The 12,431-nt window shown below is 31.9% G+C and carries 12 protein-coding genes; 6 read left to right on the top strand and 6 right to left on the bottom strand.

Features of this window, described 5'->3' with window-relative positions; all coding sequences use genetic code 11:
* Window positions 1–8: 8 nt before the first annotated feature.
* On the bottom strand, window positions 9–1,706 hold the full coding sequence (gene ezrA / locus LQ615_RS02160; protein WP_064211086.1) for a septation ring formation regulator EzrA: 1,698 nt from the start codon (window positions 1,704–1,706) through the stop codon (window positions 9–11).
* A gap of 136 nt (window positions 1,707–1,842) precedes the next feature.
* Here ezrA and LQ615_RS02155 point away from each other — a divergent pair, with 136 nt between their 5' ends.
* Window positions 1,843–2,307: a GAF domain-containing protein gene (locus tag LQ615_RS02155; RefSeq protein ID WP_017000628.1), complete on the top strand. Its 465-nt coding sequence runs from the start codon at window positions 1,843–1,845 to the stop codon at window positions 2,305–2,307.
* 224 nt (window positions 2,308–2,531) lie between these two features.
* On the top strand, window positions 2,532–3,134 hold the full coding sequence (gene rpsD, locus LQ615_RS02150) for a 30S ribosomal protein S4 (RefSeq protein WP_017000627.1): 603 nt from the start codon (window positions 2,532–2,534) through the stop codon (window positions 3,132–3,134).
* 54 nt (window positions 3,135–3,188) lie between these two features.
* Here rpsD and LQ615_RS02145 read toward each other — a convergent pair whose 3' ends face one another.
* Window positions 3,189–3,941, bottom strand: coding sequence for a glycerophosphodiester phosphodiesterase (locus LQ615_RS02145; RefSeq protein ID WP_239703701.1), 753 nt, complete (start codon window positions 3,939–3,941; stop codon window positions 3,189–3,191).
* A 74-nt stretch (window positions 3,942–4,015) separates the two neighbouring features.
* On the opposite strand from LQ615_RS02145, the gene LQ615_RS02140 reads away from it, so the two are divergent.
* From LQ615_RS02140 to serA, 3 genes are all read left to right on the top strand, one after another.
* Window positions 4,016–4,459: an SACOL1771 family peroxiredoxin gene (locus LQ615_RS02140; RefSeq protein ID WP_017000625.1), complete on the top strand. Its 444-nt coding sequence runs from the start codon at window positions 4,016–4,018 to the stop codon at window positions 4,457–4,459.
* Window positions 4,460–4,561: 102 nt separating this feature from the next.
* Window positions 4,562–5,719, top strand: a complete 1,158-nt coding sequence (locus tag LQ615_RS02135; RefSeq protein ID WP_064211089.1) for a pyridoxal-phosphate-dependent aminotransferase family protein — start codon at window positions 4,562–4,564, stop codon at window positions 5,717–5,719.
* Window positions 5,712–7,310 carry a phosphoglycerate dehydrogenase gene (gene serA / locus LQ615_RS02130; RefSeq protein ID WP_017000623.1) on the top strand — a complete coding sequence of 533 codons (1,599 nt, stop codon included), beginning with the start codon at window positions 5,712–5,714 and terminating at the stop codon, window positions 7,308–7,310. The genes LQ615_RS02135 and serA overlap by 8 nt, the downstream gene beginning before the upstream one ends.
* A gap of 69 nt (window positions 7,311–7,379) precedes the next feature.
* Here the strand turns inward: serA and LQ615_RS02125 are convergent, their stop codons facing one another.
* Both LQ615_RS02125 and LQ615_RS02120 read right to left on the bottom strand, forming a co-directional pair.
* A complete protein-coding gene (locus tag LQ615_RS02125; RefSeq protein ID WP_194201359.1) occupies window positions 7,380–8,498 on the bottom strand; it encodes an HAD family hydrolase in 1,119 nt (372 codons plus the stop codon).
* 185 nt (window positions 8,499–8,683) lie between these two features.
* A complete protein-coding gene (locus LQ615_RS02120; RefSeq protein ID WP_064204360.1) occupies window positions 8,684–9,313 on the bottom strand; it encodes a lysophospholipid acyltransferase family protein in 630 nt (209 codons plus the stop codon).
* Window positions 9,314–9,484: 171 nt separating this feature from the next.
* On the opposite strand from LQ615_RS02120, the gene LQ615_RS02115 reads away from it, so the two are divergent.
* Window positions 9,485–10,732, top strand: coding sequence for a S1C family serine protease (locus LQ615_RS02115; protein WP_064204361.1), 1,248 nt, complete (start codon window positions 9,485–9,487; stop codon window positions 10,730–10,732).
* Between the two features lie 157 nt (window positions 10,733–10,889).
* Here the strand turns inward: LQ615_RS02115 and LQ615_RS02110 are convergent, their stop codons facing one another.
* Window positions 10,890–11,726, bottom strand: coding sequence for a TPM domain-containing protein (locus tag LQ615_RS02110; RefSeq protein WP_070044694.1), 837 nt, complete (start codon window positions 11,724–11,726; stop codon window positions 10,890–10,892).
* Window positions 11,726–12,304, bottom strand: a complete 579-nt coding sequence (locus LQ615_RS02105) for a LemA family protein (protein WP_017000619.1) — start codon at window positions 12,302–12,304, stop codon at window positions 11,726–11,728. The genes LQ615_RS02110 and LQ615_RS02105 overlap by 1 nt, the downstream gene beginning before the upstream one ends.
* Window positions 12,305–12,431: the final 127 nt, after the last annotated feature.

Here is a 12,431-nt window from a genome sequence, read left to right as displayed (position 1 = left end):
AATATTTATTAATTTTGCTGATAAACTTCTTCTTCGATTTTATCACTGATTCCAGGTTCAACTTTTTCTAAAGCCGCTTCTGAAATTTCTATTGCACGTTTGTATCTATTATTAGCGAAAAGTCTTTCTGCTTCATTAAGACTTTTGTTTAATTCGTTATTTTCTTTTCTATATCTATTACCATATTGAATTAATGTTTCAGCATGAACTGCATTAATTAAAACGTCTGTTGTTTCATCTTCAAACTTATTCATTTGTAAAACGATATTGCTCACTTTATCTTTCACAAACTGAACATTAATCGGTCTTTGGCTAAAGATTTTATTAACTTCGCGTATTTCATGATCGATTTCATTTTTCATAATGATAAATCTTTCAGGTACGCTAGGTAAATTTGAAGCAAGTAAATTTCTGTATATTTCTTCTTTCTTAGATTGAACTCTAAGTGTGTTTTGTTGAGCTGTTGCTTCATCTTCACGTAATGAAACAAGGTGATTTTGAATTTTTTCTTGATTGTCATTAATAACTTTTACGTGTTCTTCAATATATAGTAAATTATCTTCTACTTCACTGTATCTAACACTTGCTTTTGCCATCTCACTCAAAATTTCATCATATACAGTTATTAAATTTTGAATCTCATTTTCATACTGTCTTACTTTATGAACATCTTCTTCAGAAATATAATAGTTTTCTTTTACATATTCAATTTCTGTTTGTAGCGTATAGTTCATATCTTTAGCATGGAATAATTCATCTGTAATAATTTCTTTAGATTGTTCAACTGTATTTTTAGATTTAACTTCATGTTCGATTAAATCGTACATATCATCTAATGAATCGTTAATCTCAGTAATAATGTTTTCAGCTTCACTTAGTTCTAATCTACCTATTAATGGTTCAACTAAATTCAATCTGCCTCTTAAAGTTTGTAAAGTACTTTCTACTTTAACATGTTCTAAATTATAACCTTCTACTTTTAAATCGCGACAACCAAATTTTAAATCTTGGAATTGTCCTGGTAATTCTTTTTGAACGTCTTTGATTAATAGAGGAATTTCATTCATGTCTTCTTGCATGCGTTTCATATCTGTATGTAATTGATCAATATGACCTTTTGCTTTAACATAATGTCCCTCATCAATAAGTTCTTCATACTGCTCAATTCTAGGATAAAATGCTTCGATATTTTTTTCGATTAAATCAGCTGCATCACCGAATTGGTGTCTGTTTGCTAACACTTCTCTTTTGGTTTCTCTGTAGATTTGCTTACATTCTTCATACAATTTATCGCTTGATTCTACTGTTGTAATTAATTCTGTAACACTCTGAGTTAAGCGCGTATATTTCTTTTCGATGCCATCCATAATCTTATCTGCATCAGCTATACTTTCTTCCGATTGCGAAAACTTAAATTTATCTAGCTCTGCATCGGCATCATGTATTTTAGCATCCACTACTTTCAAATCTTCTTGTAGCACTGTTTGCCACTCTCGTTTAAATTGATCATACTTATCTTTAGCTTCGCCGCGCACATTTAATTTTTTAAGTTTAGCTAACTCATCTTGAAACGGTAATTGTTTAATTTTTTGTTTACGCTGTTCAGTCTCAGTAATCAAATTTCGCTTTGATGTACGCAACCATAACATTATACCAATACCAATTAATATAATGATGATAATTGCAAGTGTTATATAAATTGCCATTATGTATTCTCCTCCTAAATCGTTCTCTTTATTATAACGTAAAATATTTATCCAACAAACCTTTTTCTGTGCAATTTGTATCTAAAGTTCTAAAATAGATTTATAATTTAAAAAAATAATGAAAAGAGGAATAAATATGTCTGAACATAATTTGAATTATTCACTATTAAGCAAACAATTAGATGGCCTTTTATCAGGTGAAAAAGACCTAATTGCAAATTTAAGTAATACATCTGCTTTTATTAATCAATTTTTACCCGAAATTAATTGGGTAGGTTTTTATCTTATTAAGAATAATGCATTAAAACTTGGTCCGTTTCAAGGATTACCTGCTTGCGTTGATATAGAAATTGGTAAAGGCGTATGTGGAACAGCTGTAGAAAATAACTCAACTCAGCTTGTAGATGATGTCAATGCCTTCCCTGGGCATATAGCTTGTGATGCAAACAGTAAATCTGAAATAGTTATACCACTATATTATAACAAAGAAGTTATCGGTGTGTTAGATATAGATGCACCAATAAAAGCAAGATTTACAGAAAAAGATAAAGATGGTTTAGAACAACTTGTGCAAGTACTCGAAAAGCATCTCTATATCTAAAAATAGTTTGACATTATCCATCAAAAACAGTATACTATTCTTTGTGTGAATTAACGGAAGTAGCAGTTAAATATTATAGGGCTCTATGTTATTCCCAGAGAAGGCGTGTTGTGTAACCGCGGCTGCAAGGTGAAGGCACACAAATATAACATATCCATATGAGCATTTAACATTCTTTCTTGTTTCTTCATAACAATCAAACAAGAAAAAGGAGGAACTTCAAAATGGCAAGATTTAGAGGTTCAAACTGGAAAAAATCACGTCGTTTAGGTATTTCATTAAGCGGCACAGGTAAAGAATTAGAAAAACGTCCATATGCACCAGGACAACACGGCCCTACTCAACGTAAAAAATTATCTGAGTATGGTATGCAATTACAAGAGAAACAAAAATTACGTTACATGTACGGAATTAACGAACGTCAATTCCGCACTATCTTCGACAAAGCTGGTAACATGCAAGGTGTTCACGGTGACAACTTCATGGCACTATTAGCTTCTCGTTTAGATGCTGTAGTATACCAATTAGGTTTAGCACGTACTCGTCGTCAAGCACGTCAATTAGTTAACCATGGTCACATCACTGTAGATGGTGGTCGCGTAGACATCCCATCTTACACTTTAAAACCAGGTCAAACTATTGGTGTTCGTGAAAAATCACAAAAATTAAACATTGTTGCTGAATCTGTAGAATTAAGTAACCACGTACCTGAGTACTTAACATTTGATGCTGATAAATTAGAAGGATCATTTGTACGCGTTCCAGAACGTAGTGAATTACCTGCTGAAATCAATGAACAATTAATCGTTGAGTACTACTCTCGTTAATAGTTTAAATTTATATCCCCACTCCATTCGGAGCGGGGATTTTTTTATAAGATTTTATTCATTTAACCATTCACTTAAACTTTGAGGATAATCTGTAATAACGCCATCTACTCCAATTTCTATCATTCTTACAAAATTATGATAATCATTTACAGTGTAAGGTAATATTTTTAAACCATGCGCATGTATACTTTTCACAAACCCTTTCGTAAGCAATTTATAATTTGGATTTAAATACTGAGCATATTCACTTATTTTTTGTATTGTATCATTTCTAATAAGACGATGTCTTTTACTTATCAGCACACCAAGTTTTATATTTTTATTTAATTCTCGAACCTTTTTCACGCTGTTTCTATCAAAAGATTGGATAATAATACGATTGATATCAAGCCCTGTCTCAATAATTTCATTTAATAATTCTTCCTCTATGCCTGGATATTTATCTGGATGTTTAACTTCTATTAGTAATTTAATATTGGTAGGCTTGATAAGCTGTAATACTTCTTGTAGCAATGGTATACGTTCTCCTATAAATTTCTCTCCTTTCCATTTACCTATATCATATTTTAATAATTCATCATAAGTTAAATCTTTAATGGTACCTTGTTCTAAAGTTGTTCTTTCAGTCGTAGGATCATGCATAACAACTAATTTTCCATCTTTAGTTCTATGTATATCAATTTCTAACATATCGATGTTTAATGTGAGAGCATATTTATAAGATGCTATCGTATTTTCAGGTATCAATGAAGGAACACCTCTATGTGCTACCTTAATTATTGAATTTATACTGTTCAGATTCATTGTCTACTCCTTAATTATCCGTCATAATGTAAAGTATACCTAAAATTATTTATTTAAAGAAAGGAAAAATAATTATGACTACACATATTTTTGACTTAAAAGGAACATGGACTAAAGGTAGAAATACTTCAGGCCATATTACAACTAATAATTTATCAACGAGAGTTTCGATTCCAGAGGTTATGGACGGGCCTGAAATTGGCACAAATCCTGACGAAATGTTACTAGGCGCAGCTTCAACTTGTTATATGATTACTTTAGCAGCTATGATTGAGCGTTCTGAAATTGAAATCGAAAGAATTGAAGTTGATTCAAAAGGATATGTTGATGTGGAAAATGGTGTCATTACTTATAAAAAAATAGAACACTATCCTGTAATTTATATTGGGGATGAACCCGATGAAGATTTACAAGGAAAACTTAAAAGACTTGTTCAAAAAGCAGAAGAATCTTGTATGGTGACACGTGCCTTAGCTGGAAATGTTCAAGTTATTGCCAGTGGTGAAGTAAGATATTGATATGAAAGCGTTTTAATCTGAATTTTCTATAAATTCACTATATTTTTATTATTTTCTTTGCTACAATATAGAACATAAATTCAATAAGGAGTGTATATAAATATGTATCAACATGATTCTTTATTACTCGCACCAGGTCCTACGACAGTTCCTAGGCAAATTCTAGAAAGTATGAACTTACCTATGACTGGTCATAGAACAAAGGAATTTAGTCAAATTATTCATCAAGCATCAAGAGATCTACAAACAATTTTTGGGGCTAAAAACCCTGTAGCTATCCTTACTTCTTCAGGGACAAGCGCTTTAGAGGCGGCAATGGTCAATATCGTAAACCCAGACGACCATATCGTGATTATAGTATCAGGCGCTTTTGGAGACAGGTTTAAAAAGATAGCTGCTTCCTATCCATTTAACGCTCATATTTTTGAAGTTGAATGGGGAAATGGTGTAGACATAGAAGAATTCGAAGCATATATTAATGCACTCGACGAAAATATAACTGCTGTATTCACTCAATTTTGTGAAACATCGACTTCAGTGAAACATCCTATCCGTGAATTAGGTAAATTAGTACATGATATTGATCCAAATATTTATTTTGTAGTAGATGGTGTAAGCATCATTGGTGCTGTAGACGTAGATATGGAAAGAGACAATATTGATTTATTAGTTGCGGGTAGTCAAAAAGCTATCATGCTACCTCCAGGTGCTGCTTTTGTAGCTTATAATAATCGATCTATAGAAAGATTTAAAGAAGTTACAACATCACGTTTTTATTTAGACTTAAATAAATACATTACTTCATTAAATGATGATTCTACTCCTTTCACACCAGCAGTTTCACTTATAAGAGGTGTTCAAACTTATTGTGATTTAATTAATGAAGAGCAATTCGAAAATACTATTAAGCGTCACGAAGTGTGTAAAGAAGCTGTTAGAGCTGGTATAAAAGCATTAGATATCGATTTATTAGTAGAAGATCAATTTGCATCCCCTACTGTTACAGCATTTGTACCTAATAAAGAAGAAGTAAAACCAATTAAAGATGAATTACTAAATCGTTTTAATATAACAATTGCTGGTGGTCAACAACATCTTAAAGGTTCAATTTTAAGAGTTGGACACATGGGTAAAGTGTCGCCTAATGATATGTTGAAATTCATTAGTGCATTAGAAATTGTATTATCAGAACTAAGAGGTACATCCGTACTCGGAAAAGGTATCACAAAATTCCAGGAGGTAATTAATCAATATGTTTAAAGTTATAGTCGTAGACCCAATTTCAGAAGAAGGTCTAAAAAGTTTATTAGAACATGATAATTTTGAAGTTGATATTAACACAGGTCTATCTGAATCTGAACTTACTGAAATTATAGGCAATTACGATGCATTAATAGTAAGAAGTCAGACTCAGATAACTCCTCCTATATTAAGTGCTGCAAAACAATTACGTGTGATTGCACGCGCAGGTGTTGGCGTTGATAATATTGATGTTGATTATGCAACAAAAGAAGGAATATTAGTAATCAACGCACCAGATGGTAATACAATTTCTGCAACTGAACATTCTATGGCTATGATTTTAGCGATGGCTAGAAATATTCCCGAAGCTCATCGTTCATTGCAAGAAGGAAACTGGGATAGAAAAACATTCCGCGGTACGGAGTTATATCAAAAAACACTAGGTGTTATTGGTGCTGGCCGAATTGGTCTTGGTGTTGCAAAAAGAGCACAAAGCTTTGGTATGAATATACTCGCATTCGATCCTTATTTATCAAGCGATGAAGCAAAGCGTTTAGAGGTTACACGAGCTACAGTTGAAGAAATTGCAGAACAAGCAGACTTTATAACAGTACATACTCCTCTTACACCTAAAACTAAAGGTATTGTAAATGAGGACTTTTTCAATTTAGCGAAACCCAATTTACAAATCATTAACGTTGCTAGAGGTGGTATTATAGACGAAGACGCCTTAATTAAAGCATTAGATGAAGGTAAAATTGCTAAAGCTGCACTCGATGTATTTACAGAAGAACCAGCAAACAACACACCTTTAACGCAACACGATAAAATCATTGTAACTCCTCACCTAGGTGCATCTACAATTGAAGCACAAGAAAAAGTAGCGGTATCTGTGGCGAATGAAATCATTGATATTTTTGAAAATAATAATGTTTTACATGCTGTGAACGCCCCTCAAATTTCTGGTGATGTCGAAGAAGAATTAAGACCGTTTGTACAGTTAAGTAGAACTACTGGTGAAGTAGGTATACAATTATTTGATAAAGGACCACGTGAACTTAAAATTAAATATCATGGTGAAATAGCTTTAGATGATACAAGTTTAATTACACGCCAATTAGTAATGGGTGTGCTAAAACAAGATTTAGGCGATCACGTTAACCTTATAAATGCATTAGTTTTACTAAATGAACAAGGTGTAACTTATCAAATTGAGAAGAATAGTAAAAAATATGGTTTCAGTAACTATATAGAACTTGAGTTAATCAATAAAGAACATTCAGTTAAAATTGGTTCAACCGTTCTTAATGGATATGGTCCTCGCATCGTAAGAATCAACGACTATCCGGTAGATTTCAAGCCTGAAAAACATATGTTAATTATTAATCATAATGACCGTCCAGGTATTGTTGGTAAAATGGGACAATTACTTGGAGAGCATAAAATAAATATCGCTTCAATGCACTTAGGTAGACATTCTATCGGCGGCGAAGCAATGATGGTACTTTCAATTGACCAAGAAGCAACTGATGAAACTATTTCAGACCTTTATGGCATTGATGGTTTCCAAAGAATTAATAAAGTAGAATTAGATAAACCAATAGATTAATCTATAAATATAAAAGAGAGTCTGGGACAATTATTATGTCCCAGACTCTCTTTTTTATCTTTATCAACTCTATTTAATTAGTATATTTCTAATATCCAATACATTATCTACTATATAATCTGCGTCATTTTCTTCTAATTCTGCTCTAGCTGCTTGCCCTTTCAGTCCTGTTAAAGTGCCTATGAAAGTTGCGCCTGTTTTCTTAGCGCTTAGAAGATCTGCTAACGAATCGCCTACTATATATATTTCTTTATCTTTAAATGCTTCTTCTTGATTATTAATATAAGTTAAATAATTTTCATCACTATTACCACCGTGTGCTATTAAATAGCTAAATGGGTTTGGTTTACCTAAAGGTTTGTGCTCTGGGTATGTAGTTTCAGCATTTAGCACTTCCGAAGCAGTACCAATATGATATTCATCAAATTGTGTTAACCAACCAATCGTTTCAAAAGGCACTAGTGTTTCTGTTCTTGGTCTCCCAGTTGCTATACCAATTTGAAAACCATTATTTTTTAAATCAGTTAATAATTCATTTACTTTAGTAATGTCTGCTAACACAACTTCTTCTTTTATGTAGCCTTTCTTAAAATCAGTTTTAGCTGATTTCTTTTCAACTTCTTCATATAGTTCGAAACCTAAATACCATTCTTGATAAAGTTCTTGCGCGATATCCCAGAAACGGCTTTTCAATTCAAAAATAGAAGCATCTTCAATATTTAATTGGGATTTTGCAAATTCAATTAAGTCAGAGTAAATATTTTCTTTACCAGAAGTTGCTTGAGATAAAAATTCAAGTGGCGTTTCAAGCTCGATATTATAGTTACTTAATTCTTTAGACCACCCTTTTAATGTTTCTATAGAAAAGTTTTGATTACTCAAGTCAAATTTACTTGTATTTGCTTTTTTTAATAAATCAATTAAATGTGTACTAATCACTATAAAAAGCATATCCCAATTGGAATTTAAGCCTAATGATTTAAGTTGATTTAAAATTTTGTCATCTAGAAATACATCTTTTCTAATTTTTCTAATATCATTTTCACTTAAATGAGTTAAATCTATAGTGCTTTGTAAATTTAAAAATTGGTCACTATATAACATTTCATATACAGTTAAAGCCGAAACGTCAAAACACCTTTCTTCACTTAAAAACACACCATCTACATCGAACAATATTTGTTTCATAATATGCCTCCATTTTTAGAACATTCTGATTATAATTTTATCATATCTATATATTTAAAACAGTAGATATTGTGGTCCTTTTATATGAAAACGTTTTATATTAAAATTCTATAAATATTTAAGAAAGCGAGGCAGAAATCTTATAAAAAAATAAGATTTCTGCCTCGCTTTCTTAAGATAAATTGTTATTTTTTATTAGCTTTATTAGCAATATAAGTTACTTCTTTTTGAAGTGTATTTGTTCTTTCTTCTAATAATTCCATTACTTTTGCAATTTTTTCACTTTTTTTCATATCACTAGGAAATTCACTTGGATTTATAGGATCGCCATATTTGATAAAAGATTTATGTCTAAATGTAAAAATAGACTTCACTTTTTTAGGTCCTTCAAACGCTGCAGGTATAATAGGTTTATTACTTAAGACAGCTATTGTTGCAGCGCCTCTTTTTAGTGGCGCTTCGCCCGCTTCTGCTCTATGTCCAGATGGAAATATTCCTACGCTTTTTCCTTGGTTTAATAGTTTTACAGGTGTTTTTAAAGTGCTTGGTCCTGGTTTTTCTCTATCTACTGGAAAAGCATTTAACGAATGGAAAAACTTATCTGACCAGTCTTTAGAGAACAATTCTTTTTTAGCCATATAATGAATTTCTGTAGGATATAAACTTAGTGCTAACATAATTACTTCAACATAACCACTGTGTGTACATGTCACAATATATGGTTGTTCTGGTACTTTTTCTTTATTAATAATCACGAGTTGTTTTCCGAATTTTTGAAACACTGAATACAATACACTACTTGCAAATTTATACATATGTTGACCACTCTCTTCTTAATGATATTCATATTTTATCACTCTACAACTTTAGTCTCAAGTTTTCATACAAAATATTGTAACAATTAAAATACATCATATTATTGGCAATTTTTCTTGATTTCTATAATAATTATTTTATGGATAGCATTAAGGAGGCGTTAAGTAAACATGGATCAAAATGATCAAAATCAAAATTCAAATCAACTAAATGGTACTTCAAATGAATATTACTACAAAAAGAAAAATAATATTCCGTGGTACCAAAGTTGTCTTATTCCATTTTTATCAGGTATTCTTGGTGCAGCTTTAATACTTGCACTATTTTTTGGCGGTTCTAAATTATTGGATGTATTTAATTCAACCAATGATGATGCCAATGTTACAAACGCGCCAGCAAGTGAAAAAGGTGGAAACACTAAAGATAAGGAAGCGAAAAACAATTCGGTTTCTAAAATGGTCGAAGATGTCTCCCCTTCTATTGTCGGAGTTATAAACAAACAAAAAGTGAGTGGCTTAGAATCATTTTTTGGAGGTAATAATTCTGAAGGTTCAGATGAATCACAAGAAACTGGTGCCGGAACAGGCGTGATTTATCAAGTCGATAAAAATAGCGCTTATATTGTGACTAATAATCACGTTATTGAAGGTGCTAATGAAATTGAAGTTAGACTTCATAACGATAAAGCTGTAAAAGCTAAATTAGTTGGTAAAGATGTTATGACAGATTTAGCAGTACTTAAAATTGATGGTAAATATGATATTAATCCTGTTAAATTCGCAGATTCTTCAAAAGTTAAAGCTGGTGAAACTGTATTTGCATTAGGTAATCCTCTTGGTGTAGAATTTGCAAATAGTGTTACCCAAGGTATTATATCTTCTGAAGAACGTACTATGAATGTTCAAACATCTGAAGGTGTTACAGAAGCAACTGTTATTCAAACTGATGCTGCAATCAACCCAGGTAATTCTGGTGGTGCTCTTGTCGATTTAAATGGTAATTTAATCGGTATTAACTCTATGAAAATATCACGACAAGATGTTGAAGGTATAGGTTTTGCCATACCAAGTAATGAAGTTAAACATATCATTAAAGATATTATGGACGATGGAAAAGTAACTAGACCATACATTGGTATTAGTATGATTTCAATCGACGATATCCCTGACCAATATAAAAAAGAATTAAAACTTACTGTTGATAGTGGCGTATACATTTCAGAAGTTGACGAGAAAGCAAATAATGGAATTAAAAAGGGCGATGTCATCACTGAAATAGATGGTAAGAAAGTTAAAGATGATTCGGATATTCGAAATTATATTTATAATGATAAAAAACCAGGTGACAAAATCACTCTAAAAGTCGTTAGAGATGGTAAAGAAAAATCAGCAAAAGTCACATTAAAAGAACAGAATTAAAAACTAACTAGGGGCATAAATATTAATTCAAAATAAATAAGCATATCACTTAACTAATATTTTAGTTCATAAGTGATATGCTTATTTTTATAAAAACATGACTATTACACATTTTAATGTCTCAGCCTGGTTCTTTATAAAGGCAGTGTATGTGTTATTAGAATCCTCTGCCAGCACCACCGCCGGAGAAGCCGCCGCCTCCGCCGAAACCGCCGCCAGAAAATCCGCCACCGGAACTACCAGGTGGCCCACCAAACATAAACGGTCCAGCCGAACCTCTTCTCGTTCTTCTTCTTGTACCGCCTCGTGGTGGTTTACCTCCACCATTTAAGAAATAAATAATGAAAAATATAATGATAAAAATAATAAATACTATAAAGGGAATTTTACCTAAACCACTACTTTGTGGTTCATCCTCAGTAAATTTTTTCCCGTCATATCCATAGCTTTTAGCAATTTCGTCCCAAACTGCGTCATACAATTTAGTTAAACCTTTACTATAATATGCTTTAGATTTATTTTTATCGGAAGTTTTTGCTGCTTTTTCTTGATAAGGCATAAAATTATCATCTATTAATTGTCCTACTTTTGAATCATTTAATACGCCTTCAAGTCCATCTCCAACAGCTATATCTATACCTCTATTATTATTTTCATTGCCATTATCTAAATTAAGTAGAATAACTATACCACGGTTATGTTTCTGGTCGCCTACTTTATAATGACGTCCTGCCTCGAGCGCATAGTCTTGTCTAGGTGTTTGACCAATTGATTTCATTGTCATTAACATAATATCTGCGTCGGTACCATCTTGTAGTTTTTGACCTTTTTTATTTATGTTGTTCTTATCTTTATCTAATACTAAATTAGCGTGATCTTGAACAAATACTGGCTTTTCAAGTTTAGGAAATTTATCCGCTGCAAAAGCTGTCGAGCTAAACGTGAGTAAAATTGCGATTATTAATAAATTTACGCGTTTTAAAAATTGATTCATTAAGAATCATCTCCACCAAAGTCAACTTTAGGTGCATCTTTTGCTTCACCTTTTGCTTGGAAGTATTCTTTCTTATCAAAATTGAATAAACCAGCTATGATACTTGATGGGAATTTACGTGTTGCTTGATTATATTCATTAATAGAATCGTTATAATCTTTTCTTGCAACAGCAATTCTGTTTTCTGTTCCAGCAAGTTCATCTCTTAAACCTGTGAATTGTTTATCTGCTTTTAAGTCTGGATAATTTTCACTTATCGCTATTAATCGGCTTAATGCACTATTTACTTCACCATTTGCTTCTGCTTTTTCTTGTGGCGTATTTGCACCGGCTAATTTACTTCTTGCATCTGAAACATCTTTAAACACTTTCTCTTCATGTTTCGTATAACCTTTTACTGTATCAACTAAGTTAGGTATTAAATCTACACGTCGTTGTAATTGGTTGTCGATATTAGATAGAGATTTGTCCGCTTCTTCTTCTAATCCTACCAACCTGTTATATGGTCCAATCATGATTAAACCAAGAATAACAAATACTGCTACAACAGTAATTATGGGTGCTAAGTATTTTTTCATTATTAAACTTCCTTTCACTGAATTTTACACTATTCATTATACATTATATGGTAGATAAAACTATAATTCTACAATAGAAAAGGAGTGGTAAAGAAATCTAGTAGTTATAACAAGATTTCATTGTCCC

This window comes from Mammaliicoccus sp. C-M13 (genome assembly GCF_022386845.1).
GTDB classification, from domain to species: Bacteria; Bacillota; Bacilli; order Staphylococcales; family Staphylococcaceae; genus Mammaliicoccus; species Mammaliicoccus lentus.
Note: the sequence above shows the minus strand (reverse complement) of the source record. Positions and strands in the feature narration are given on the sequence as shown.